Annotated in this window: 26 protein-coding genes, 2 tRNA genes and 1 pseudogene; 21 read left to right on the top strand and 8 right to left on the bottom strand. The window is 58.8% G+C overall.

Annotated features, from left to right (window positions below):
* Positions 1-102: 102 nt before the first annotated feature.
* A complete protein-coding gene (locus tag EIK79_RS16530) occupies positions 103-1,818 on the bottom strand; it encodes a carbamoyltransferase family protein (protein ID WP_124956687.1) in 1,716 nt (571 codons plus the stop codon).
* 190 nt (positions 1,819-2,008) lie between these two features.
* Here EIK79_RS16530 and EIK79_RS16525 point away from each other — a divergent pair, with 190 nt between their 5' ends.
* A complete protein-coding gene (locus EIK79_RS16525) occupies positions 2,009-4,258 on the top strand; it encodes a twin-arginine translocase subunit TatC (protein WP_124956685.1) in 2,250 nt (749 codons plus the stop codon).
* Positions 4,259-4,267: 9 nt separating this feature from the next.
* Here EIK79_RS16525 and EIK79_RS16520 read toward each other — a convergent pair whose 3' ends face one another.
* The 3 genes and pseudogenes from EIK79_RS16520 to EIK79_RS18855 form a co-directional block, all read right to left on the bottom strand.
* Complete coding sequence (locus EIK79_RS16520) at positions 4,268-4,786, bottom strand: SHOCT domain-containing protein (RefSeq protein ID WP_124956683.1); 519 nt, start codon at positions 4,784-4,786, stop codon at positions 4,268-4,270.
* Between the two features lie 70 nt (positions 4,787-4,856).
* Complete coding sequence (locus tag EIK79_RS16515) at positions 4,857-5,087, bottom strand: hypothetical protein (protein WP_124956681.1); 231 nt, start codon at positions 5,085-5,087, stop codon at positions 4,857-4,859.
* Positions 5,084-6,126, bottom strand: a pseudogene (locus tag EIK79_RS18855) (Mrp/NBP35 family ATP-binding protein). Before EIK79_RS18855 ends, EIK79_RS16515 begins: the two are co-directional and overlap by 4 nt.
* Before the next feature lie 150 nt (positions 6,127-6,276).
* Between EIK79_RS18855 and moaA the strand changes: the two are divergent.
* From moaA to rpsB, 14 genes are all read left to right on the top strand, one after another.
* Entirely contained in the window at positions 6,277-7,233 is a 957-nt protein-coding gene (moaA, locus tag EIK79_RS16505) for a GTP 3',8-cyclase MoaA (protein WP_124956679.1), read from the top strand.
* A 292-nt stretch (positions 7,234-7,525) separates the two neighbouring features.
* Positions 7,526-7,610, top strand: a tRNA-Ser gene (locus EIK79_RS16500).
* 15 nt (positions 7,611-7,625) lie between these two features.
* Complete coding sequence (locus EIK79_RS16495; protein WP_124956677.1) at positions 7,626-8,120, top strand: 30S ribosomal protein S13; 495 nt, start codon at positions 7,626-7,628, stop codon at positions 8,118-8,120.
* Positions 8,120-8,647, top strand: a complete 528-nt coding sequence (locus tag EIK79_RS16490; RefSeq protein ID WP_124956675.1) for a 30S ribosomal protein S4 — start codon at positions 8,120-8,122, stop codon at positions 8,645-8,647. Before EIK79_RS16495 ends, EIK79_RS16490 begins: the two co-directional genes overlap by 1 nt.
* A gap of 1 nt (position 8,648) precedes the next feature.
* On the top strand, positions 8,649-9,038 hold the full coding sequence (locus tag EIK79_RS16485) for a 30S ribosomal protein S11 (protein WP_124956673.1): 390 nt from the start codon (positions 8,649-8,651) through the stop codon (positions 9,036-9,038).
* Position 9,039: 1 nt separating this feature from the next.
* Positions 9,040-9,855 (top strand): DNA-directed RNA polymerase subunit D, encoded by an 816-nt coding sequence (locus tag EIK79_RS16480; protein WP_124956671.1) that lies wholly within the window; start codon positions 9,040-9,042, stop codon positions 9,853-9,855.
* Between the two features lie 149 nt (positions 9,856-10,004).
* Positions 10,005-10,089, top strand: a tRNA-Leu gene (locus EIK79_RS16475).
* 12 nt (positions 10,090-10,101) lie between these two features.
* On the top strand, positions 10,102-10,449 hold the full coding sequence (locus EIK79_RS16470) for a 50S ribosomal protein L18e (RefSeq protein WP_124956669.1): 348 nt from the start codon (positions 10,102-10,104) through the stop codon (positions 10,447-10,449).
* The gene (locus EIK79_RS16465) at positions 10,446-10,886 is read left to right on the top strand and encodes a 50S ribosomal protein L13 (protein ID WP_124956667.1); all 441 of its coding nucleotides are present in this window, start codon (positions 10,446-10,448) and stop codon (positions 10,884-10,886) included. Before EIK79_RS16470 ends, EIK79_RS16465 begins: the two co-directional genes overlap by 4 nt.
* Positions 10,880-11,278, top strand: a complete 399-nt coding sequence (locus EIK79_RS16460) for a 30S ribosomal protein S9 (protein WP_124956665.1) — start codon at positions 10,880-10,882, stop codon at positions 11,276-11,278. The genes EIK79_RS16465 and EIK79_RS16460 overlap by 7 nt, the downstream gene beginning before the upstream one ends.
* A gap of 11 nt (positions 11,279-11,289) precedes the next feature.
* On the top strand, positions 11,290-11,484 hold the full coding sequence (locus EIK79_RS16455; RefSeq protein WP_124956663.1) for a DNA-directed RNA polymerase subunit N: 195 nt from the start codon (positions 11,290-11,292) through the stop codon (positions 11,482-11,484).
* Positions 11,485-11,486: 2 nt separating this feature from the next.
* Positions 11,487-11,690, top strand: a complete 204-nt coding sequence (locus EIK79_RS16450; protein ID WP_124956661.1) for a DNA-directed RNA polymerase subunit K — start codon at positions 11,487-11,489, stop codon at positions 11,688-11,690.
* Complete coding sequence (eno, locus tag EIK79_RS16445; RefSeq protein ID WP_124956659.1) at positions 11,687-12,883, top strand: phosphopyruvate hydratase; 1,197 nt, start codon at positions 11,687-11,689, stop codon at positions 12,881-12,883. Before EIK79_RS16450 ends, eno begins: the two co-directional genes overlap by 4 nt.
* On the top strand, positions 12,880-13,656 hold the full coding sequence (gene rpsB, locus EIK79_RS16440; RefSeq protein WP_124956657.1) for a 30S ribosomal protein S2: 777 nt from the start codon (positions 12,880-12,882) through the stop codon (positions 13,654-13,656). Before eno ends, rpsB begins: the two co-directional genes overlap by 4 nt.
* Positions 13,657-13,675: 19 nt before the next feature.
* Here the strand turns inward: rpsB and EIK79_RS16435 are convergent, their stop codons facing one another.
* Positions 13,676-14,359, bottom strand: a complete 684-nt coding sequence (locus EIK79_RS16435) for a DJ-1/PfpI family protein (protein ID WP_124956655.1) — start codon at positions 14,357-14,359, stop codon at positions 13,676-13,678.
* Positions 14,360-14,494: 135 nt separating this feature from the next.
* Between EIK79_RS16435 and mvk the strand changes: the two genes are divergently transcribed.
* The 5 genes from mvk (at position 14,495) to EIK79_RS19450 (ending at position 18,707) form a co-directional block, all read left to right on the top strand.
* The gene (mvk, locus tag EIK79_RS16430) at positions 14,495-15,484 is read left to right on the top strand and encodes a mevalonate kinase (RefSeq protein ID WP_124956653.1); all 990 of its coding nucleotides are present in this window, start codon (positions 14,495-14,497) and stop codon (positions 15,482-15,484) included.
* A complete protein-coding gene (locus tag EIK79_RS16425; RefSeq protein WP_124956651.1) occupies positions 15,481-16,209 on the top strand; it encodes an isopentenyl phosphate kinase in 729 nt (242 codons plus the stop codon). The genes mvk and EIK79_RS16425 overlap by 4 nt, the downstream gene beginning before the upstream one ends.
* Before the next feature lie 171 nt (positions 16,210-16,380).
* Complete coding sequence (locus EIK79_RS16420; RefSeq protein WP_124956649.1) at positions 16,381-18,138, top strand: M3 family oligoendopeptidase; 1,758 nt, start codon at positions 16,381-16,383, stop codon at positions 18,136-18,138.
* Between the two features lie 66 nt (positions 18,139-18,204).
* Complete coding sequence (locus EIK79_RS16415; protein WP_124956647.1) at positions 18,205-18,453, top strand: glutaredoxin family protein; 249 nt, start codon at positions 18,205-18,207, stop codon at positions 18,451-18,453.
* Between the two features lie 95 nt (positions 18,454-18,548).
* Complete coding sequence (locus EIK79_RS19450; RefSeq protein ID WP_449405149.1) at positions 18,549-18,707, top strand: DUF7563 family protein; 159 nt, start codon at positions 18,549-18,551, stop codon at positions 18,705-18,707.
* A gap of 72 nt (positions 18,708-18,779) precedes the next feature.
* Here EIK79_RS19450 and EIK79_RS16410 read toward each other — a convergent pair whose 3' ends face one another.
* Genes EIK79_RS16410 through EIK79_RS16400 form a run of 3 tightly spaced genes read right to left on the bottom strand, consistent with a single transcriptional unit; the run spans position 18,780 to position 22,133 of the window.
* Positions 18,780-19,553: a metallophosphoesterase gene (locus EIK79_RS16410; protein ID WP_124956645.1), complete on the bottom strand. Its 774-nt coding sequence runs from the start codon at positions 19,551-19,553 to the stop codon at positions 18,780-18,782.
* Positions 19,554-19,557: 4 nt separating this feature from the next.
* The gene (locus tag EIK79_RS16405) at positions 19,558-20,868 is read right to left on the bottom strand and encodes an RPA family protein (protein ID WP_124956643.1); all 1,311 of its coding nucleotides are present in this window, start codon (positions 20,866-20,868) and stop codon (positions 19,558-19,560) included.
* Positions 20,865-22,133, bottom strand: a complete 1,269-nt coding sequence (locus EIK79_RS16400; RefSeq protein WP_124956641.1) for a Single-stranded DNA binding protein — start codon at positions 22,131-22,133, stop codon at positions 20,865-20,867. Before EIK79_RS16400 ends, EIK79_RS16405 begins: the two co-directional genes overlap by 4 nt.
* A 169-nt stretch (positions 22,134-22,302) precedes the next feature.
* Between EIK79_RS16400 and EIK79_RS16395 the strand changes: the two genes are divergently transcribed.
* The gene (locus EIK79_RS16395) at positions 22,303-22,620 is read left to right on the top strand and encodes a hypothetical protein (RefSeq protein ID WP_124956639.1); all 318 of its coding nucleotides are present in this window, start codon (positions 22,303-22,305) and stop codon (positions 22,618-22,620) included.
* Positions 22,621-22,748 lie beyond the last annotated feature (128 nt).

Below are 22,748 nucleotides of genomic sequence, written 5' to 3'. Positions count from 1 at the left end.
CATCGGCAGTGGTGTATCCGATTCGAATCGTACACCATTGACGCTAACATAACGCAGACGAGTTGGGGAACACCTGCCGACAGACTGCCTGAGTCCCAAGAGCTACGTCTTCTCGATAACGATGTCTTCGAGCACGAGATAATCCAGTCCCATGCCGTAGAAATCCTTAATCGCTTGATTGGGCGTTGTCACGATCGGCTCGCCGTGATCGTTAAACGAGGTGTTCAACAGCACGGGCACGCCGGTTATCGACTCGAATTCGGACAGCAACCGAGCGTATCGAGGGTTTTGTTCTTCCCGTACGGTTTGTGGCCGAGTCGTCTCGTCTGCCGGGTGGATCACAGCCGCCATGTCATCAACGCGATCGTCCCGCACGTCGGCGGTAGTGATCATAAAGGGCGTGCTACCGTCGCTTGCAAGATACTCCTCGGCCGCGCGTTCGAGCATCGACGGCGCGAACGGCCGCCATTCTTCGCGGTGTTTGACGTGCTTGTTAACCCGATCACGGGAAGCGATCGTTCGTGGATCAGCGAGGATGCTCCGGTTGCCAAGCGCCCGAGGACCCAGTTCGAGTCGGCCTTGGAACCAGCCGACGAGTCCGCCGTCCGCGATCCGTTCTGCAACGTGGTGTTCGAGATCGTCCGGCTCGGTGTACTCGATCTTGTTGGCGTCAAGGCGGCGTTTGATCGCCGGCGTCGAAAAGGATGGCCCGAAGTACACGTCCGACATCGTCGCTACGGTCCGGGGCGCTTGATCGAACCATCCGGCGCCCAGCGCCAACCCGGCGTCGTTGGCTGCCGGTTGGATGAACACGTCATCGACGACATCGAGCGAGCCGACTTTCTGATTCAGCTTGCAGTTGAGCGCAACCCCGCCAGCGAGCGCGACATCACTCACGCCGAGCTGTCGGCAGTACGTCTCAGTGAGATCAAGCACGATCTCTTCGAGGAGTGACTGGGCTTCAAACGCCAGATCTTTCTCCCATTGGGTGAACTCTCCCGAATCAGTTCGTCGGGGACGGTCGAACACCGACTCAAGCTCCGCGACACCGGCGTCAGCCCCCCAATGTTTCGTGAGATCGGTCACGTCGTAATCGGCCCCAGTGTCGATCAGCTCCCGAAGACCAGTTTCGATCGCATGATTGGATCGTCCATAGGGGGCAAGCCCCATTACTTTCCCTTCGCCGTTGAACATTCGAAAGCCGAGATACTCGGTGATAGCAGCGAAAAACAGCCCCAAGCTGTTTGGATGCTTGTACGTTCGGATTCGTTCTAACCCGTTTGCCGTTCCTTTCCAGACGACGGTCGCGTCGTACTCGCCCTTGGCGTCGAGAGTAAGAACGAGCGCCTCATCGAACCCTGAAGGATGAAACGCGCTCGCGGCGTGACACGCGTGGTGAGGATGGGTTTCAATGGGGGGCACCGGGGTGCCGATCGACGCCAGTTTGTTTTCAATCTGACGAGTCGGATACAGCCGTCCACGGATCTGCGAGACCACCGTACTTCCAAGAGAGACGAACTGCTTGAGCCGCTCGTCGAGCGATAGCGACGCCCGAACGTAATGGGGAAGTATCTTCCACCGAAGCGACGGCTCATACGGAAGGACAATCTCATCGATGTCGCTGAGAGAGAGATCCTGATGCTCTAAACACGCCCTGATCGCGTTTTCCGGAAAAGAGTTGACGGCATGCTTCTCGCGGCTTAGTCGCTCCTCCTCGATAGCAAACACGAGTTGATCGTCTTCGAAAAGGGCCACACTCGGATCATGTTGTCCATACAGTCCGACTGCGGGCTTAAACGTGAGACGATAGAACGTCATCGTAATACCGGCCGGTATTCAAGTTGCCGTTAAATACTTTCTCTTTTATTGTATCGAAGTGGGGAAATACTCACCAAAAAGAAGGAACACATCGGAAAACACATTAAATAATCTGGTATTATAGTTGAAAAGGAGCGGCGGGCGCGGACAAAGAGGGAAGATTGACAACAACCGATGAACAAGACGGTTTATGGCCGGGGCGATCGACGAGAGCACTCTCCGAACGATCGATGATGGACGCGCAGCAGCCGGAGAGGTACTGTCGGACGCTCAAACTGAGCTCCAGAAGATCTTCATCGTGTTCGCCATCGGATTTGTAGGGGCGTTTTACGCCCTTCGCCAATGGGTGTTCGCGTATCTCAAAGAGCGGACCGTAACAGACACAGAAGCAACACTCAATGCGCTCACCACGTTCGATGTCGTTCTTCTCCAGACGAAAGTATCGATGATCTGTGGGATCCTGATAGCCACCCCGGTTCTCTTGTACGTCTCCCGGAAAACGCTGCGAGATCGGGGATGGCTTCCGGACAACCCACTATCTCTGTGGCAACTCATTCTTCTGTGTGTTGGCGTCACTGTCCTCTTCTTCTTGGGACTCTTGTATGCTCACTCGTTCTTTCTGCCGCTATTGTTCGATTTCCTCATCTCGAACGCACAGCAGTCGGGATTAGCTCCCCACTACTCGTTCGTGAAGTGGTTCCGGTTTCTGATGTTGATTACCCTCGGGATGGGGATCGCAGCGGAGCTGCCGCTGTTCATGGTGTTGCTGTCGTACAGTAACATCGTGCCGTATCGGACGTTCCGAGATAAATGGCGGCATGCGGTCGTGATCATTTACACGCTCGGGGCGGTGTTCACCCCACCGGATCCGTTCACACAGGTCATGTGGGCAACACCGTTGTTGTTCCTGTACATGTTCAGCCTCCTGTTGACGCGGTTCATCCTCACAATCAAGTATTCGAGCGACGAGTTCGGACTCCTCATGATCGCGGTGAAAAACTGGAACATCATACTCGGAAGTATGCTGTTGGCCGGCGCGCTCGTCTACTGGAGTCTCGCACGGGGGTACGGCGCGATGGCGAGTTCGTATCTCACGACGTACGGACTCCCACAGCTGCCGCCGATCGAGTCGTTCGTTCCGCTGTCACGTCAGCCAGCGATGCTTGCACTTGGCGCGGTAGTCGCGCTCACCGCCGGAACCACTGCGTATTTCATACAACTGTTCAACACGGTCGATCCCACGGAAGCACGATACTCGCCAGCACCCGCTAGCGCTGGCGATCCCAGCGAGGTGGATCTCTCCCGACTCGACGCTGACAGCATCGCCGTCGCCCCACCGGAGGTGTTCACCTCGATGAGTGAGGAGGAGGCGCTCGAATACGCCAATCAGGCGATGGAGCGAGGAAATCCGACGAAAGCAGAAGCAGTTCTCGATCGGTTCGACGCTGCCCAAGAGACGGCCAACGCTGGCGGCGGTGGTGGCTCTCCACCGCCACAGGACCAATCTCCGTCAGCCGCTGGTGGAACCGACGACGCCACACAAGCGACTGCCGAGGAGTCGGGTTCGGACAACGATGTCGGCAACGTTATAACCGGAACCACGGCGGGCGTGGTCAGCTCCTTCACTGAAGAGGAACAGTCGGAGGACGACATCGGTGGGTATTTCTACGACATCCAGTTCATTCTGAGCAGTCTCACCTCCAAGACGTTCCGGATCATCGGCCTGTTCATCGTCGTGATGGGCGGAGTGTTCACGGCGATGTACCGGGGCGGATTGGGAGCGCTCCAGCGGGACTTCCTGCGACGGCTTCCCGAAGGTGTCAAAGCCAGTGAGGTCGATATCGTCCCACTACACCCCGTCGAAGGACTGATCTTCAACGTGAAGATCGCTGCTGTCGCCGGGATTGTCGCCGTGTTGCCGGTTCTGCTCTATTACATCTGGCCCGCCCTGAAAGAGCGGGGCTTCGTCTCGCGGAACAGCGGCAATCGCGGGATCATCTTCATGTGGACGACGACTTCACTCGTCATGCTCGTCGTCGGAACGATCATCGGATACGCCCTCGTCGCGCCGACGATCATCTCGTGGCTGGCGTACGATGCCATCAACTCTGGAATGCTGATCAAATACCGCATCAGCGCCGCCGGCTGGTTGGTGTTTTTCACGACCATCGGTGTAGGGTTGCTTGCAACGGTCCCGACAACGCTCGTGTTCCTCCATCGCAGCGGTTTCGTTCCGTTCTCGATGATCAAAGAATACTGGCGAGAGGCCGTGGTCATCATCATCAGCGTCATCTCGGTCGCCGCCCCCGGTGGCGTCTTCGGGATGCTTCTGTTTTCGTTGCCGGTTGTCGGTGCGTATCTGGTAGGAGTGGCCTGTCTCTGGTTGTACACCTTCGGCGGACGGCGCGTCAGTCCGCTCAGAAAATCACGACAGGCGTAAGGGTACTGCTCACCGCCCGCGCTCGACGATTCGGTCTCGATCCGTGTCGACCGATGCGGTGTCGACCGACGTGAGGCGTTCGACGCGCCGCTCGAACTCGCGTTCATCGATCGTTCCCTCGACGTACTGCTGTTTCAAGCGCTCTACTTTCTCTTCATCCGACGGCTCTGGCGGAGCGACATACTCCGACAGCGAGAGCGACGCGAGCGTACTGTTCTTCTGTTCAAGCGTTTTGACGATTGGATGGATCCGCTCGGAGACCGCTCGGCCGTCGAGCGACGGGAGCGAGAGCCGACTGAGTGCCGACCAGCCGACGCCGAGACCGGAGAGAACCGCAACAGTGAGCGTCACGGCCAACACCGGAATCGCTGGCCACAGTCCGACCAGCACGTCGAGGGGTAACGAACCAGAAAGCAACGCCGAGAGGACAACAAATCCCCCAAAGCTCACCACAAGAGCCGATGTGAGGACAGAAAGGAGAAACGCGCCCAACGAAATCACGAAGAGGTGATCACGGAACCATCCCATGTTGATCCCATAAACAGTCAAGCACCCTATATCTTACTTCAAAACCGTGACCGTGGCTCTCGACCGCTGTTCACTTCGAATCCGAGCCACGGTGGAGCCCGCCGCGCTCTTTGACGTTGAGGATGTTTCGCATGTTCAGATAGATGTCCTGTGTCGTGGTGGACTCGGCGGGATCGTACAGGTCCGAAACGCGATACAGCATGGCGGCAATCTGTTCGTTGTTCGTGCCCTCGGACTGGCGAATCTCCTCTGCGATCGATCGTAGCGTCACTGCGGTTTCCGGATCGTCATCGATGCTCATGAGTGAGACCGGTGTTTCCGTCTCCGAACGATGCCGACGTTGTTCGCTACGTTCTCGGTGAACGAGCGGAAGTGATCGGCGGTCGTCGAGTCAGATTCGAGAACGACCGGGTCGCCGGTGTCCCCCCGCTCCCGAACGGTCGGATCGAGCGGTAGCTCCCCCAAAAACGGCATGTCGACATCATCGGCGAACTCGCGCCCACCGCCCTCACCGAAGATCTGGTGCGTCGAACCACAATCGGGGCACTGGAACGCGCTCATGTTTTCGACGATCCCCAACACGGGAGTGTCGTGTTCGCCAAACATTCGTAATCCTTTGCGCGCGTCGTCGATGGCGACCGCTTGGGGTGTCGTGACGATCACTGCACCAGCCAGCGGAACGCTCTGTAACAGCGTGAGCTGTGTATCACCCGTTCCAGGGGGAAGATCGACGATCATGTAATCGAGCGTTCCCCATTCGACATCCTCCCAGAGCTGAGTGATGATCTTGTGAACCATCGGGCCTCGCCAGATGACCGGATCATCCTCCCCGAGGAGAAACGCCATGCTCATCAGTTTCACGCCGAACCGTTCCGGAGGAATGATGGTTTCCTCGGCGGTCGCCCGTGTCGTTCGTCGGCACTAACCATTCGTGGAACGTTCGGCCCGTAGATGTCGGCGTCGAACAGTCCGACGCTGGCACCACGATCGGCTAATCCGGCAGCCAAGTTCACCGCGACCGTGCTCTTGCCGACGCCGCCTTTCCCCGAGGCGACCGCGATGATGTTTTGCACGTTCGGCAACACCTGTTCGTCGGGCGTGATACCCGTCTCGACCGACGCCGAGAGCGTCACGTCCAACGCGGTGTCAGAGAGCGCTTGGCGGACTTCGTTTGCGATCGCCGTTTCTCGCGGTGAGTAGGGCGCACCGAGCGCAAGCGAGATGTGGACCGTCTCGCCATCAATATCAACTGTATTGACCAATCCGAGAGAAACGATGTCGTCCCCAAAATCGGGATCCTCGACGGCTGTGAGCCGGTCGAGAACGTCCTGTTTGTCCATATCCCTGCTTACCGTTGGCCCGTGAATAAGGATTGTGAACCACCAAATCAAGGCTGTGAGCGAGTACACGGCGGCTCATTCCAGCGAGGAACAAATCAGTCGGGATGAAAATAGCACGAGGCTTAACCGTGCGTAGAGGTAGGGTTCCACATGCTCGTGGACGGATTCGGCCGTGAAGTGACCGGGGTTCGGATCTCGCTCACTGACCGTTGTAACCTCGATTGCGTGTACTGTCACAACGAGGGGCTCGGTGATACGCGTGGGCCGATGGAACCACAAGACGCGGAGATGACTGCTGATGACGTGGTTCGGTTTCTCGAAGTAGCCGAGGAATTCGACGTGGAGGCGGTCAAGTTCACCGGCGGGGAACCGATGCTTCGGGAGGATCTCGAATCGATCGTTCGCCAGACGCCAGACTCGATGTCGGTTTCGCTGACCACCAACGGAACCTTCCTTCCCGGTCGCGCCGAGGGGTTAGTCGAAGCGGGACTCGACCGCGTGAACGTTTCACAGGACGCCTTGGACCCGAAAGCGTTCCGAGCGGTCACCCAAAGCGGTGCGTACGACGACGTTATCGAGGGGGTGATGGCAGCAGTCGACGCCGGGCTGACGCCCGTCAAACTAAACATGGTCGTTTTCGAGGCGACAGCTGGGTACGTCCCGGAGATGGTCGAGCACGTCGCTGAACGCGAGGGGCTACAGCTTCAACTCATTGAGTACATGCCCGAACTCGCCGGCCGACCCGACTGGGCGATCGACATCGACCGAGTTCATGGATGGCTCACCGATCAAGCCGACCGGATCGAACACCGCGAGATGCACGACAGACGGCGCTACTGGATCGACGGCGGGTTGGTCGAAGTCGTCGATCCGGTCGGCAACGAGGAATTCTGTGCCAACTGCCACCGGGTTCGGGTGACCCACAATGGCTATCTCAAGGGCTGTCTCAACCGTAACGACGACCTCAAACCCATGGGTGAGATGACGAAACCCGAAATCAGAACGGCGTTCCGGGACGTCGTCAACGATCGCGTGCCCTACTACGGCGAGTACATGATCAAAGACGACGAGAAGTGGGTGCTCAACGAGGAGTACATCGACACGTAGTTGAAGTCCATCACATTGTTCACCGACGCAACATCTCCGATCGCGTACTGTGAGTACGTCTAAGAACAATCGAGCAACACAAACCTATTTGAACACTACGATATCACCAGTGGGCAGCTATCGCAGCACTCGAACTCCAAACGGGTGAGTGGAAGGGAATCCGTCGTCGTGTGAGCGAGCCACAACCGTTCTGTGATCATCGGTGTGTTTAAGTACGACGGCGGGGTTGGTACGAATGCAATCGAATGAATGTAGGGGGATATCCCCCGAGTCCTCGCGGGCGAAGGTGCGGGTCGTGGTAGCCAAGCTTGGCCCAAGGCGCTGGGTTGCTAACTCAGTGGCGTTAAGCCTCCGGGGTTCGAATCCCCGCCACGACGTTTGATCATCCATCCATGAGTTCCGAAGACACACAAGCGGACGAGGAGGATATTCGCTACTTCGTCCGTATTGGACAAACTGATCTCGACGGAACGAAATCCGCCGAGAGAGCGTTAAGCGAAATGAACGGTATCGGGCGACGAACGGCACGAATCATCTGCCAAGAAGTCGGTATCGACCGTACCACGACGTTCGGACGGCTCGACGAATCGGAGATCGACGCTATCGTCGATCAGGTCGAATCGTACACGGATACCGTTCCGGAGTGGCTCACAAACCACCGCCGGAGCTACTTCACAGGGGAAACAACCCACGAGACCGGTAACGATCTCGAAATGACCATTCGACAGGACGTCAACCGAATGAAAATGATCGACTCCTACAAAGGCATCCGACACAAGCGGGGCCAAAAGGTTCGTGGACAGCGCACAAAGTCCACAGGCCGTACGGAGGGAACGATCGGCGTCAACGTCGAAGCGATCAAAGAAGAGGGGGAGGAAGCTGAGTAATGACACTCGGAAAAAACACGAAGTTCTACGAAACACCGAATCATCCCTACCAAGGCGAGCGGATCGCTGAGGAAAGCGGGCTGATCGGCCAGTATGGGTTGAAGAACAAAGAAGAACTGTGGCGCACCCAGTCGGAACTTCGATCGTTCCGTCGGGAGGCCCGGTTGCTACTCGGCCGCGAGCAGGGCGATGTCGCGGCGATCACTGAAGAGGCGACGGAGTTTCTGGACCGCCTCCGACGGATCGGCATTCTCGGCCGTGAAGACGGTGCCGATGACGTGTTGAGTCTCGAAGTGACCGATCTGCTCGAACGGCGGCTCCAGACGATCGTCTACCGCAAGGGGCTCGGCAACACGCCAAAGCAAGCGCGCCAGTTCATCACCCACGGACACGTTACGATCGATGGACACCGTGTGACGACCCCCTCCTACACCGTGAGTACGGAGGAGGAGAACAGCATCGCATACGACGAAAACAGCCCGCTTGCTGACGAGCTCCACCCAGCGCGGGCGGAGGGACAGGAATAACATGAGTTCAGGATCAGACGAACGTTGGGGTATCGCTCACATTCACGCGTCGTTCAACAACACGATCATCACCATTACGGACGAGACGGGCGCGGAGACGCTCGCCAAATCCAGTGGTGGGTCGGTTGTGAAACAGAACCGAGACGAGGCGTCGCCCTACGCCGCGATGCAGATGGCGGAAGTCGTTGCTGAGGACATCATAGCGCAGGGACTCGAAGGCGTCCACGTCCGGGTCCGTGGTCCGGGTGGCAACCTCCAAAAGAACGCCGGGCCGGGCGCACAAGCAGCGATTCGTGCGCTCGCTCGCGCGGGATTGGAGATCGGACGTATCGAAGATGTCACACCGATCCCACACGATGGGACGCGGCCACCGAAAAACAGCGGGTTCTGAAATGGCGGGAGATTTCGAGGTGCAGTTCATCGACCGCGGCGAGCGCACGGCGCGCTTTGTCGTCCGAGGGGTGACACCCGCGTTCGCAAACGGTCTTCGACGGGCAATCGTCGCAGACGTGCCGACGTTGTCGATCGACTCAGTCCGGATCATCGAGAATTCCTCGGTGATGTTCGACGAGCAGATCGCCCTTCGGTTGGGGCTGGTCCCGCTCACGACGCCACCAGACGAGTTCGAAGAAGGCGACAGCGTTACGCTTGCGCTCGATGTCGAGGGACCGGACACCGCCTACTCCGGTGATCTCGTCTCGAATCACGAACTCGTCGAACCTGCAGACAAGAACATTCCGATCATAGAGCTGAAATATCCGGAAACGGCAGACTCCCCACAGCGTTTAGAGCTCGAAGCCGACGCTGTGATGGGACGCGGGCGCGAGCACGCCAAAAACCAAGGCGGAATCGCCGTCGGCTATCGACACCTCCAGACGGTCGATGTCGTCGGAGACCAAGACGCGTTCAATGACGGTTCCGAGGAGTCCACTGTCCTTCGTGGCGTCATCGAGGAAAGTGCGGCGGAACACGCCGTCAGTGCCGGTAACGGCACGCCCGAAAACGGGCAGCTCGTTCCTACCGAAACGTTCGACAACGACCTCGCACAGCGATACCCTGACAAAGAGGTCGACGTACGCGACGTACCGGAGTCGTTCGTGTTTCACGTCGAGAGCGACGGTTCGATGAGCATCGACGAGTTGGTGCTCACGGCCACCGACACGTTGCTCGACCGGGCGGACGAACTCGAACAAGCAGTTTCCCTGTAACAACACCATGCATCCCACACCCACATCGGCCACGATTCAACCCTCGGCCACCACAACCGGTCGGACTGTGAGTACGTGGTGGGTGCGATCGGTTGAAGGCGGACGTACCGAAAGTGGTATGTGGGAGCCAGAAACTACACACACACTGAGCAGGGATAGCCAAGTCAGGCCAACGGCGCAGCGTTCAGGGCGCTGTCCTGTAGAGGTCCGCAGGTTCAAATCCTGCTCCCTGCATTTCTCAGAATCATGAACAAGACGAATCCGAGACTCACGAGTCTCATCGCCGACTGCAAACGGGCAGCCAGAGGCGGTGGTTCCGTGTGGGGTGATATTGCCGAACGGTTGGAAAAACCCCGCCGGACCCACGCTGAGGTCAACCTCGGGCGTATCGAGCGATACGCCAAAGAGGACGAAACAGTGCTCGTTCCCGGGAAAGTACTCGGTAGTGGCGTGCTCCGAAAGGACGTTACCGTCGCTGCTGTTGATTTCTCCGGGACTGCGAAAACGAAAATCGGTCAAGTCGGTGAGGCAATCGATCTCGAACAGGCACTCGAACGCAATCCCGACGGCACCGGTGTCCGGGTGATTCGATGAGCGTCGCAGAATTCGACGCCGACGTGGTTGTCGACGCCCGCGATTGCATTCTCGGACGGGTAGCAAGCACCGTTGCGAATCGCGCGCTCGAAGGAGAACGCGTCGCCGTCGTCAACACGGAACGCGCAGTGATCACCGGCAACGACGATGATATCATGTCGGTGTACGAAAAGCGGCTCGACATCGGCTCCGATCGAGGACCGTACTACCCCAAGCGGCCCGACCGGATCTTCAAGCGATCGATCCGTGGGATGTTGCCGTACAAGCGTCAAGGCGGGCGACAGGCGTTCGAAAACGTCCGGTGCTACGTCGGTGATCCCTACGAAGACGAAGAATCAGAGGTGCTCGAAGACACCTCTCTCGATCGACTATCGAACATCAAATTTGTTCAGCTGAGCGACATCAGCGAACGACTGGGGGCTAACGTCACATGGTAACTAACACGAGTGGCAAGAAAAAGACGGCAATCGCCCGCGCCACGGTCGATGACGGCGATGGGCGTGTTCGTATCAATGCACAACCAATCGAACTGGTCGAACCGGAACAGTCCCGACTAAAAATGCTCGAACCGTTCCGCATCGCCAGCTCGGAGATGCGTGATAACGTCGACATCAATGTAGAGGTGTCCGGTGGCGGCGTCAGTGGGCAGGCTGACGCCGTTCGGACGGCTATCGCGCGCGGACTAGTCGATCACACGAACGACGCCGAACTGCGCGACGCCTTCATGAACTTCGACCGTTCACTGCTGGTGAACGATGTCCGACAGTCGGAGGCCAAAAAGTGGGGCGGTCCCGGAGCGCGTGCTCGGTATCAAAAATCCTACCGCTGAGGTGATCACGTATGATGGTACCCGTTCGGTGTTTCACGTGTGGTAAGGTCGTTGGCGAGCACTGGGAGGAGTTCAAAGAGCGAACGAAGGAGAACGACGAATCTGCGGAGATCGTGCTCGACGACCTCGGTATCGAACGACCGTGCTGTCGACGGATGCTCGTCTCCCATAAGGATCTCGTCGATATCGTCTCCCCCTACCAGTAACCATGTCGACACAACAACGACACAATCGGTACGAGAAGGCACGCATCATCGGCGCACGTGCGCTTCAGGTAACGTATGGTGCGCCCGTTCTTATCGAGTCAGAACGGAGTGAGCCGATCCTCGTCGCAGCCGAGGAGTACGACGCAGGGGTGCTCCCGTTCACCGTGAAACGAGAAACGGGCAACCATACGGAGGAAGCACGATGACACTGATCACTGAAGTTCGGCTCCGAAAGGTGCTGGATTCGAGGGGGAATCCGACGGTCGAAGCCGACGTGTCGACCGAAAGTGGTGGGTTCGGTCGCGCGAGTGCGCCGAGTGGCGCGAGCACAGGCGAGTACGAAGCGATCGAACTCCCCGTAGACGAGGCAATCGCCAACGCGCGGGAGTTGGCCGTTCCGAGGCTCGAAGGACAAGTGTACGCCGGTGATCAGCGTTCGGTCGATCAACTGCTCCACGAAGCGGATGGGACCGACGATTTCGGTGAGATCGGCGCGAACAGCGCCGTCGCAATCAGTATGGCGGCGGCGAAAGCGGGCGCTGACATGCTTGGCGCACCGCTGTACCAGCATCTCGGCGGAACGTTCCGTGGATCCACGTACCCGACACCACTCGGTAACGTGATCGGTGGTGGCGAGCACGCGTCCGGCGGAACAGATATTCAGGAATTCCTTTCGGTTCCGGTCGGCGCACCGAGCGTTTCCGACGCCGTTCACGCCAACGCGGCCGTGCATGGCGAGGTCCGAGACCGCCTCTCCGAACAGGGAGTTGCGGCCGAGAAAGGAGATGAAGGCGCGTGGGCACCGCCGATCGCCGACAGCGAGGCGTTCGAGATCATGGCCGAGGCGACCGAAACCGTCGGTGACGAGATGGGCTTTACGATCGAAATCGGACTCGACGTTGCGGCGTCCGAACTGTTCGATGGCGATCAGTACCAGTACGCGGACGACGCCCGAACGACAGACGAACAGATCGATTACGTCGCCGATCTCGTCAAGGAGTACGATCTCGTCTACGTGGAAGATCCCCTCGACGAAAACGATTATGCGGGCTTCGCGGAACTCACCTCGAAGGTCGGGGAGCAGACGCTCATCTGTGGTGATGACCTGTTCGTAACGAACACCGACCGGCTTGAGGATGGCATTGAGCGCGGAGCCGCAAACAGCATTCTGGTGAAACCGAACCAGATCGGAACACTGACCGACGCGTTCGACGCCGTCGAGTTGGCCGTCGAAAACGGCTACGCGCCGGTCATTTCACACCGGAGCGGCGAGACCGAAGACACCACCATCGCACACCTCGCAGTGGCGACCGCAGCACCGTACATCAAAACGGGCGCGGTCGGCGGCGAGCGAACGGCGAAACTGAACGAACTCATCCGAATCGAGACGAACGTATGAGCAACAACGAAGAAGGACTAGAGGAGCCCGACGACGACGCTCAGGCTCCCGAAACCGACACGGAGACCGATATGACAACTAAAGCAGAGAGCGAAACCGAATCAGCAGAGCCACCGGCGGAGACGCCCGAACAGGACGACTCCGCCGAGGACGACCAGCCGGTGCTTGATGAGAATGTGATGCCGGACGAGGAAGCAGATCTCCTCATCCCAGTCGAGGAATACTTGGCTGCCGGTGTTCACATTGGCACCCAACAAAAGACAGAGTCGATGGAGCGGTTCATTCACCGCGTTCGAACCGACGGGCTGTACGTGCTCGATGTGAGCCAAACTGACTCTCGCATCCGGACGGCAGCACAGTTCATTTCGAACTACCAACCCGATCAGATCCTCGTCGCGTCATCGCGCCAGTACGGTCGGTTCCCGGCCGAGAAGTTCGCCACCGCGGTCGGTGCGCGCGCCCGTACCGGACGGTTCATTCCGGGGACGCTCACGAATCCGGAGTACGAAGGCTACATCGAACCGGACGTGGTCGTCGTCACCGACCCGATCGGTGACGCACAGGCTGTCAAAGAGGCTATCACGGTCGGGATTCCTGTCGTGGCGATGTGCGACTCGAATAACACGACTGGAAACGTCGATCTCGTCGTTCCGACAAACAACAAAGGTCGACGTGCGTTGTCGGTCGTCTACTGGCTGCTCGCCAACGAAGTGATCGACAACCGTGGCGGTGAACCCACGTACGCGCTCGAAGATTTCGAAGAGGGAATGTGAGCGACGGTAACGAGGGTGTCTATTCGATCCCGAGTTCTTCTAGTAGCGTTTGAGCGGCTGCTGTTGAGGATTCCGGGCCGCGTGCGGTGATGAGATCGCCATCGATAGTGACACTGGTGTCGGCGTCGAGTTCGGCGTCCCAGTTGGCTCCGACAGCAGTGACTTCCGCTTCGACCCAGTAGGGGATCTTTCGACCATCCGGTAGTCGATCGTGTTCGTCTACGATCCCTTCCTCCCATGCGTCAGGAAAGCCAGTCACATCCCGTCCCGCAACGAGCGGTTCACCGTCTTCCGTTCGGGCGAACGCGAAGATCCCGACTGCGTGACAGATGACGAGCGCGACGCTCGTCTCTCCTGCCACGGCCGTGGCGAGTGCTCGCTGTGCGTGGCGGTCGTGGTTGATGTCCCATACCGTTCCGTGGCCGCCAGGGAACACCACGGCGTCGTAGGCGTCGGCGTCGACGTCGGCAAGCGGAACTGGATCGTTCAATCGCTCGTCGGTCTCGTGAACGGAACGGAGGTGCTCAGCGGTCTCGGCACCGACTTCCTCGGGATCAACCGACCGTTCGTCGATGACCGGTGGGTCTCCCGACGGCGTCGATACAGTAATGTCGACACCCGCGTCCGAAAGTGCCGTTAACGGCTCAATACACTCTTCGCCCCAGTAGCCTTCTTCGCTGACGATGAACAGTGCTGATGGCATAATACGACTCACCGTACGTCCCATCAGGAGAAAAGACGTGTGCAACCCCTGAAGATCTCTGCAATCAATGGACTGTTGATCGTGTATCTGAGGAGCTTTCAGATGGTTTTAACTGTTCGCTCCGGAAGGTGAGGTATGACCGTTTCGAGCGCGCCGGGGAAAGTGTATCTTCTCGGTGAACACGCCGTTGTGTACGGTGAGCCAGCGATGCTGTGTGCCATCGACCGACGAGCGACAGTTACTGCGACAGCACGGGACGATGATCGGATTCGAGTACAGGCCCGTGATTTGACGATTGACGGGTTTTCCGTCGAATACGGTGACGGCGTAGTGGACGAATCGACAGATATCGACGTTCCACACCCGCTCATCGAGGCCGCTGTGGGCTACGTCGACGGAGCGGTTGAGCAGGTAAAGGAGGTGGTCGACACTACCGGATTTACGATCACCATCGAGAGCGAGATTCCGCTCGGAGCCGGACTGGGATCGTCAGCTGCGGTCGTCGTCGCGGCCATCGACGCTGCCACACGAGAGATGGGCGTCGAACTCACCCCAGAGGAGATCGCACAGCGGGCCTACCGCGTCGAATACGACGTTCAGGACGGACAGGCCTCACGGGCCGACACGTTCTGTTCCGCGATGGGGAAGGCGGTCCGCGTTGAAGGCGACGACTGTCGACCGATCGAGGAGTCACCGGAACTCCCGTTCGTCATTGGTTTCGATGGAGGGGCTGGCGACACTGGCACGCTGGTGGCTGGCGTGCGAAGCCTCAAAGAGGAGTACGAATTCGCTGCGGATACGGTGGAAACGATCGGTAATATCGTCCGTACAGGCGAGCGAGCGATCACCACGGAAGACCAACAGGAGCTTGGTCGGCTGATGAACTTCAACCACGGACTGCTGTCGGCGCTCGGGGTGTCCTCCCGATCGTTAGACGCGATGGTGTGGGCAGCCCGCGACGCGGGGGCGTTCGGTGCGAAGCTGACGGGGGCAGGCGGCGGCGGCTGTATCGTTGCGCTCGATCCCACACCGGATACGGCGACCGCCCTCCAGTACACGCCGGGCTGTGAGGAAACGTTCCGCGCCGAACTGGACCACGATGGGGTTCGGGTGGAATCAGAATGACTGTCGTGTTGAAACTCGGTGGCAGCGTCATCACAGACAAGGACACGCCCGAAACCGTCGATTGGTCGGTGCTCGACGCGGTATGTTCCACGATCGCTGCGTACGACACCGATATCGTGATCGTTCACGGTGGCGGGAGTTTCGGCCACCACCACGCCGCCGCTCACGGCGTCAGTCAAACGACCGGTACCCGCGACGATACTGCCGTTCGAGACGTTCACCGCGCGATGAAACGGCTCAACACGGCCGTGGTCGACGCGCTGTCCGCTGCGGGCGTGCCTGCGATACCAGTGCACCCGCTGTCGATCGCTCATCGATCGGCGGAGGGAGAGCTACGACTCCCGACAGAGCAAGTGCGAACGTTGCTTGCTGACGGGTTCGTTCCCGTGTTGCACGGCGACGTGATCGCCCACGAAGAGACGGGGGCAACCGTTCTCAGTGGGGATGAGTTGGTCTGTGCGCTCGCTGAAGCGCTGTCCGCTGACCGAGTCGGACTGTGTTCTGCAGTGCCCGGCGTGCTCGACGGTGAGCACGTGATTCCAGAGATCGACGACTTCGAGGACGTAGCCCACGCGCTCGGTGGGAGTGACGCCACTGACGTGACTGGTGGGATGGCTGGGAAAGTGCGCGCACTACTTGCTCTCGAAACGTCCGCGTTCGTCTTCGATCAGAACGGACTCGAACCGTTCTTGGGAGGTGGACAACCGGGAACACGGATCGGATAGCGTCTGTCACAGGAATCAGTTTGGTCCTGTTCACACCCACATATATTTATATTATGACCACAAACAAGGAGATAACACAGGCGAACGATGACCTGCTAACCTCCTTTTCGTGCGGGTAGCACACCGATAGCTGTGCGTTCGTATCGCGTTCGATTATTACCAGAGACATACATGTCACTACCAGATAGAAACGACATCGACAATCAGTATCAGTGGGATCTCACCCAAATCTTCGCTACACCCGCCGATTGGGACGACTGCCTCACCGCGCTCCAGTCGGAACTGTCCGCTTTCGACGGGGATCAGCCCACGGCCACAAAGGAGTGGATCGACCTGCTTGACCGGATCGCTGCGTGGTACCGCCGAAAGCAGCGCTTAGAGCTGTACGCAACGTTGGTTTGCAACGTACACACCGACGACGGGGCGGCCGAGGACCGACTGCGACGGTTTCGAGACGTTGAATCGACGTTCGAGTCCACGATGGCCCGCGTGTACGCGACGCTCCGAACGGCAGATCCAGATCTCGATCTCGGTGAGCACACGTATTATTACCGGAATCTCCGCGAACAGGCCGATCACGCGCGTGATCTCGCGGTCGAGAAGGTGATCGCGGCGCACGAGGAGTCCCGAACGGCAGCGGATCGGATCCTTAACGCGGTGACGACCGAGGATTTCGATCCGCCCACAGTAGAACGGCCCGACGGCACTCGGGTCGAGATCACTCCCGGCCGGTTTCGGCGGGGACTCACTCATCCCGACCGGGCGTACCGAAAGCGGGTGTACAACGCCTATCATACGGCGTTTGACCGGTATGCAGAGACAATCACAACGGCATACGCCGAAAAGATCACCGCTGCGAGCACGCTCGCGGCCGTTCGTGGCTATGACTCAGTGCGCCAGTTGCAGTTTCGCCGCGCGTGCTATCCAGAGACAGGGCTGACCCTCACGTTACCCACCGCCGTTCACGACACGCTGCTCACGGCAATCGAAGCGAACCTCGGTCCGTGGCACCGCGCCCGACGGCTCCGGGCCGATCGACTCGGGGTCAAACAGCTTCTGCCGTGGGATCTCCGCGCACCGATCACTGACACACCAGAGCCGACGATCCCGTTCGAGACCGCGATCGACCAGATCGTCGCGGCGCTCGCACCGTTTGGCAGTGACTACCAGCAGACAGCCCGAGCGTTTTTCGACGCCGCCCGGATTGACGCGTATCCACACGAGCACAGACGAAACGACATCGGATACTGTCCGTCCTCTGCCGACGACGGCGCGTTCATTCTGATGAATTATCAAGATGATGTCGAATCGATGTTCATCCTGTGCCATGAACTCGGTCACGCACTCCACATCGAACAGCTTCGGACGGGACCGTTGCGATACGTCGGAAGTCCACGCCCGGTGTCGGAGATCCCGAGTACGCTTCACGAACTCCTGTTGATCGAGCACTGTCTCGATGCGGGTGGTGCGCTTGCCGATTACGCTCAGAATAGGCTGCTTCGGTCGGTCGGATATATGCTGTACCGCACTGCGATGCGGTCCGCGTTCACCCACCGACTGGCGAGCGCTGTCGAAGAAGGAACAGCACTCACCACCGAGCGGATCTCCGAGAGGTATGCTGACTGCTTAGAAACGTTCGAGTCGGAAGTCGACTGGCCCGAACGCGCTGACCGGGCGTGGCTCGCTGGGAGTCTCACCCGAGAGGTGTATCACTCATACCAGTATGTGCTCGGAGTGGTCGGGGCGCTTGCTGTTCGTGACCGACTCGATACCGGCGCGCTCGATCCGGAGACCTACCGAGCGTTCCTTGAATCAACGGGACGGCACCCATCCGTGGAACTGTTCGAACGGGTTGGACTCGACATCCGGCGAACAGGGCCGTACGAACGCGCGGCCGACACGTTTGAGGAGTACCTCGATCGGTTGTAGCCACCGGTATTCGGGACGGCGAACGGCCGCCCACGACTATTTATTCTATCACGACATACTGTCCGTATGAGTGTCACACTCTACCGGCTCGAAGGATGTCCCTACTGTGAACGGGTCGTCGACCGCCTGAACGAACTCGATGTTGATTTCGACAGCGCGTGGGTAGAGGGACTGCATTCGAAACGCGATGAAGTCAAACGTGTTTCAGGACAGCGGTCTGTTCCCGTCCTCGTTGACGACGAACAGGACATCACAATGGCCGAATCGGAACGCATCCTCGAATATCTTACGACGAGTAGAGCAGACATATCATAAATATATCAATACAGATCAGTCTTTCGGATAAGAACATTATTTCTTCTCGTTCAAATACGCAAGATGTATGTGCACCAATGGAATTGCTTCAGAGGATGCCAGAGTGCCAGAACTGTGGATCGTTCGTGACGGATGCTTATGTACGAGTGTTCGCACCGAACGGGATGGAGTCCGTTCGTGTGTGTCCAAACTGCGAAGACAAGCTCCGTGACGGTGCATCGATTCGACAGGCTCGGTCCTCCCGCGGCAACTGATTCGGACTTCTACAGGCACTGTCGGCAGCGATATCTGAGCCTGTCGTCTCATTTTCTCGGTGAAAATCGGTCTCAGATCCGGTCATACTGTCCGAGTCGGGTTCCATTCAGTAGATACGCCTGAGTTGACCTGACACCCGCTGGAAGATACGGAGCGAGAAACTCCTGTCCGGTGTTGGTCCACGTTCCGCCAGTGAGATCGTTGAACGCGGGGAACACGACGAGTTCACCCGCAACGTCGATCGAGGCTCCATAGTGGGTTTCGAACGGCTCCGAACGAAGTGCTCCCCGGAGCCATACCCGTTCCGTCCGGCTTCCGCCGACTGCGTCAGTCAGTCGGACCATTGGATGTTCGTGGCCCATTCCAATCACATCAGCGTCGAGTACGTCTGTTGACGGCCACGTGTGTCCGTGGATGAATCCAATGTTCCCTGTTCGGTAGCCGTCTGTCGGTGTAACATGGACTTCGTGAGGTGGATCAAACTCGCTCACAGCCGCGTCAACGATCGGTTCGATCGACCCGTCGTGGTTGCCCTTCACGATCGTCATCGGAACCCGTTCTGTGACCCGTGTAATCAGTGTTCGAAGCTCGTCGCGTTCCGGTGGGCGTGGCGCTCCGATCTCGGTCATGAGATCACCCAACACGATCAGCCGGTCCGCGTTCGTCTGATCGAGCAACGAAAGAACGGATTCCCGGCGGTCGGTCGCACGACTCGGGAGTTCAACGCCCTCCTGACGGAGTTCGATCTCGATCCCGGCGTGATAGTCCGCCACAATGAGCGCACGCTCGGAATCGACAGCGGCAACTGCCGCGGGTTCGTTCGGTACCGGCTCTACGGAAGCCATCGAATCAGATCGGTTTCAGCGTCTCGTCATCGGGTTCGTAGCACTGTCCACTCATCAGCGCGTCCTGAATCGCCTCGGAAACCGCTGTCTCGGACGCGCCAGTCGTCTCGCTTACTTGTTCGATGAGCCGTGTCCGATCCGCACCGTCGCCGTCGTCGAGATCGCGCATCGTTTTGAGCAACACAGACGTTATGTCGCGTTCGGCGGGAGCGTCGGCCGCTGTCGCTTCACTCTCCTCGTCGGAGTGGTCTGGTTGCTCATCACCGCCCTCCTCGTCAATCGACGACTCCTCGGACGCGTCGACTTCGGCAGCCGTCGAAAATTCCGTTCCGTACTCCGATTCTACCGCATCTCGGATCTCGGCGTCTAGTTCGAACTCCTCGGGATCGAACTCCTCATCGATGTCCGTTTCCATATCGAACGCCGCGTCGGACTCCTCGGCGTCGTCTTCAAGAGAGGGTGTCGGTTCCATCGAGTCGTCAGACACTGGTTCCTCTCGGGTCTCACGGCCGATGGACGCCGGTTCCGGCGTCGATTCCCGATCCGGCGTCGTCGCAGGACGAAGCGCAGGATCGATCACCGGGGTGAACGACACGTCGGGCGCTTTCTGATCGGGTGAATGGGCGAGTTCGTCGACAGCGTCGATCTCGCCGGCAACAAGTCGCACCGCGTCGAGCGAGCGTCGCTGTAGCTCTGCAAGGTACGCCTCAGTGGTACCGTACTGTTCGAGCGCGAGCGGAACGCCGGCTGCGAGGCTCGGATCGACGCCTGCGTCCTTGAGAGCGGTCGTGAGTTCCGAATCACTCGCGTGATTACTCCGAAGCGCACCAGCAACGGTAGCGATCCGTTCGAGGGTTCGCTCCGCTGTCGAAACCGTCCACCGATCACGGGTGTCACTGTCGATCTCAGTGATCACCTCCGGCCGGATCGATGTGTACACGACATCCGTGTCATCGGGCGAGAACGTCCGGGCTTTGCCGGTAACGGCCACGAACACTGGCGGGGTGACGTCGTCGAGAAACGCCATCGCGTCGGGTTGGTACTGGCCTGCATACACGACGAACGCGCCCGTCGGATCAACGACGCGCGCGCGGAGCATACTCTCGCCGGCTGGTGAGACTTCAGTCAGCACACCGGCGACGAACAGGCGGTTTATGCGCGCGCCGGTCGGCGTAACGACGTAGTTGGGTGCCCGTTCTTCGTCACTTTCCGAATACGAGTAGGTCGCGTCCGTGTACTCTGCCGCGAACAAGCGGCGGGCGACTTCCCGACCGCCAGGGGCAACGGTGCGTTCCTCGGATGAACTGTGACTCATCCGTTCACCTCTGTGAGGAGGGCCTGAGCACGATCCGTCGGATCGTCCGTGAGCGGCTCGAATTCGGTGGCGTCGAGCGTCGCGCCGTAGTCGTCGACGCTGAGCGATCCCCGGACGCGGTGTTCTAGTCCGACGATCTCCGCAGCGATCGCAGTGGTGACGACATCCTTGTCCATCGCGTCGCGGGCCTGCTCTCGGGCATCCGCAAGTGTACCGCCGTAGACTCGTTCGGTCTGCTCCCGGCCGAGAACGACGGTGGCTGTCCCCGTTCCATCATCGAAGATGGCCTTCACTCGGAGGTCGTCAACACCGGAGACCGCGCCGTGGCTTCGACATTGCCCGTTCTGGATGACCCGGTTGCACTCTGGGCACCGCTGAATCAGTCCGGAGCCATCACGAACGTCGATTACGGTCCCTCGTAATTCGACATCGAACGTGCTCCCCTCGGTGATCGCCGTCCCGAGTTCCATCGTCGGCGCCGTTTCAGTCACCGCGATCGAACGATCCAACGGCGTGACCGTCGTGAACTCTGAGACGTTTACCGACGGTACGCCCCGGTGTTTCCGAACGTAACAGTCATCGAGACGAACCGACGCACCAGCTTCGATCGTCGCGTGTACGTCCCAATCAGTGAACGGAAGTCGAGCAGTATCATCTCCGAGCACGCCGCTCAGAATGTCGGTCGGACCATCACGTCCATCGATCGTTCGCTGTTCGCACTCGATCACTGTTGCCTCGACGACGACGCCACGGTCACCGGGGTCGAGATCGACGAGAGAGCGCTCACCACCGATCTCGTACGGAACCGAAAGCGACGCCGCCTCTGTCGTAACCGAGGTGTTCTCGTTGAAATTGAGTTGCGGTTCACCGTCCCACTCGCGGACGCCAGCGTTGCCAACGGTGATCGTATCACCGACCGCGAAACCGAACGTCTCCCACGCTGTGTAGGAGATCACGCCCGTTTCGTCAGCGATCTCACCTTCCGAGATGGTTCGTTCCTCTCCATTGTACATGATCGTTCGCGTTCCGTTGGTGAGAACGCGACCAGTGACCGTTACGCTCGAATCCGTGGTTGCAACGTCACCGATCGAAGCAACGGTCGGCGCCGTTCCGCCCCCGCCCCCACCATGCTTTCGACGAAGGCTCTGTTTGGCCTCGTTCAGGGGAACGTCGTACTCCAGAAGTGTCTCAAGATCCGCTGCGACCTCCTGTTTTTCGACGCCGAGATCGGAGGCGAGTTCCCCGGCGTGGCTGTCGATATCCATCGCATCTTATCCGTAGGTGTACACTCACAAAAAGCGTTCGTGCCAATACACCGGTTTTCCCGGCGGTCATCCCTATTCACCGATGATTTGATCACAAGTTGATGGGTAACGTATAGTACACACCAGCAACTCCCAAGGTATATTTGTATTAGTTTCCACATAGCAGATGATGGTCGAGGACCAGCCCGATTCGAGTGAATTCGTTTGGGTCAACGACGCCCAAGAAAGCGGACAAAGCCACGTGGAAGTTCGTGGAACGGTGGGGTTGCCTTCTGATTCGAATGATGAGGAAGAAGGCACGACCGTACAGATGCGGTTGCCTGACGAACTTGCGGATGAGATCATCTCACTGTACGATGAGCTGGACGGAGATTTCTATCAACGATACGGGGAGCGACTCGAACCGAACCAGCTCTTCTGGACAAACGGTGTCCAAGTGATGCTCGATCACGCAGACGAAATTAGAGAACAGATCGGAGTCAAGTGAAAGAGACGAGGAGACTCCAAAAAAACGGCATAGCCGGTTGGGCCCGCTAGCGGATACTCTGTTTACGGAAAGGGGTGAACCGGACAGGTGATCGAACGCCACCCGTCCGTAGGGAAAACGTGTTAGGG

Source organism: Halocatena pleomorpha (assembly GCF_003862495.1).
In the GTDB taxonomy this organism is placed as follows: Archaea; Halobacteriota; Halobacteria; order Halobacteriales; family Haloarculaceae; genus Halocatena; species Halocatena pleomorpha.
This window is presented reverse-complemented; position numbering and strand designations above follow the sequence as displayed.

Excerpts from the sequence above, each read along its gene's own strand:
- EIK79_RS16450 (WP_124956661.1), top strand. The coding sequence starts at position 11,487 with ATGTCGACACAACAACGACACAATCGGTACGAGAAGGCACGCATCATC.
- EIK79_RS16465 (WP_124956667.1), top strand. The coding sequence starts at position 10,446 with ATGAGCGTCGCAGAATTCGACGCCGACGTGGTTGTCGACGCCCGCGAT.
- moaA (WP_124956679.1), top strand. The coding sequence starts at position 6,277 with ATGCTCGTGGACGGATTCGGCCGTGAAGTGACCGGGGTTCGGATCTCG.
- EIK79_RS16395 (WP_124956639.1), top strand. The coding sequence starts at position 22,303 with ATGGTCGAGGACCAGCCCGATTCGAGTGAATTCGTTTGGGTCAACGAC.
- EIK79_RS16530 (WP_124956687.1), bottom strand. The coding sequence starts at position 1,818 with ATGACGTTCTATCGTCTCACGTTTAAGCCCGCAGTCGGACTGTATGGA.
- EIK79_RS19450 (WP_449405149.1), top strand. The coding sequence starts at position 18,549 with ATGCCAGAGTGCCAGAACTGTGGATCGTTCGTGACGGATGCTTATGTA.
- EIK79_RS16410 (WP_124956645.1), bottom strand. The coding sequence starts at position 19,553 with ATGGCTTCCGTAGAGCCGGTACCGAACGAACCCGCGGCAGTTGCCGCT.
- EIK79_RS16420 (WP_124956649.1), top strand. The coding sequence starts at position 16,381 with ATGTCACTACCAGATAGAAACGACATCGACAATCAGTATCAGTGGGAT.
- EIK79_RS16400 (WP_124956641.1), bottom strand. The coding sequence starts at position 22,133 with ATGGATATCGACAGCCACGCCGGGGAACTCGCCTCCGATCTCGGCGTC.
- EIK79_RS16425 (WP_124956651.1), top strand. The coding sequence starts at position 15,481 with ATGACTGTCGTGTTGAAACTCGGTGGCAGCGTCATCACAGACAAGGAC.
- eno (WP_124956659.1), top strand. The coding sequence starts at position 11,687 with ATGACACTGATCACTGAAGTTCGGCTCCGAAAGGTGCTGGATTCGAGG.
- EIK79_RS16460 (WP_124956665.1), top strand. The coding sequence starts at position 10,880 with ATGGTAACTAACACGAGTGGCAAGAAAAAGACGGCAATCGCCCGCGCC.
- mvk (WP_124956653.1), top strand. The coding sequence starts at position 14,495 with ATGACCGTTTCGAGCGCGCCGGGGAAAGTGTATCTTCTCGGTGAACAC.
- EIK79_RS16525 (WP_124956685.1), top strand. The coding sequence starts at position 2,009 with ATGGCCGGGGCGATCGACGAGAGCACTCTCCGAACGATCGATGATGGA.
- EIK79_RS16435 (WP_124956655.1), bottom strand. The coding sequence starts at position 14,359 with ATGCCATCAGCACTGTTCATCGTCAGCGAAGAAGGCTACTGGGGCGAA.
- EIK79_RS16495 (WP_124956677.1), top strand. The coding sequence starts at position 7,626 with ATGAGTTCCGAAGACACACAAGCGGACGAGGAGGATATTCGCTACTTC.
- EIK79_RS16415 (WP_124956647.1), top strand. The coding sequence starts at position 18,205 with ATGAGTGTCACACTCTACCGGCTCGAAGGATGTCCCTACTGTGAACGG.
- EIK79_RS16405 (WP_124956643.1), bottom strand. The coding sequence starts at position 20,868 with ATGAGTCACAGTTCATCCGAGGAACGCACCGTTGCCCCTGGCGGTCGG.
- EIK79_RS16515 (WP_124956681.1), bottom strand. The coding sequence starts at position 5,087 with ATGAGCATCGATGACGATCCGGAAACCGCAGTGACGCTACGATCGATC.
- EIK79_RS16455 (WP_124956663.1), top strand. The coding sequence starts at position 11,290 with ATGATGGTACCCGTTCGGTGTTTCACGTGTGGTAAGGTCGTTGGCGAG.
- EIK79_RS16480 (WP_124956671.1), top strand. The coding sequence starts at position 9,040 with ATGGCGGGAGATTTCGAGGTGCAGTTCATCGACCGCGGCGAGCGCACG.
- EIK79_RS16470 (WP_124956669.1), top strand. The coding sequence starts at position 10,102 with ATGAACAAGACGAATCCGAGACTCACGAGTCTCATCGCCGACTGCAAA.
- EIK79_RS16490 (WP_124956675.1), top strand. The coding sequence starts at position 8,120 with ATGACACTCGGAAAAAACACGAAGTTCTACGAAACACCGAATCATCCC.
- rpsB (WP_124956657.1), top strand. The coding sequence starts at position 12,880 with ATGAGCAACAACGAAGAAGGACTAGAGGAGCCCGACGACGACGCTCAG.
- EIK79_RS16485 (WP_124956673.1), top strand. The coding sequence starts at position 8,649 with ATGAGTTCAGGATCAGACGAACGTTGGGGTATCGCTCACATTCACGCG.
- EIK79_RS16520 (WP_124956683.1), bottom strand. The coding sequence starts at position 4,786 with ATGGGATGGTTCCGTGATCACCTCTTCGTGATTTCGTTGGGCGCGTTT.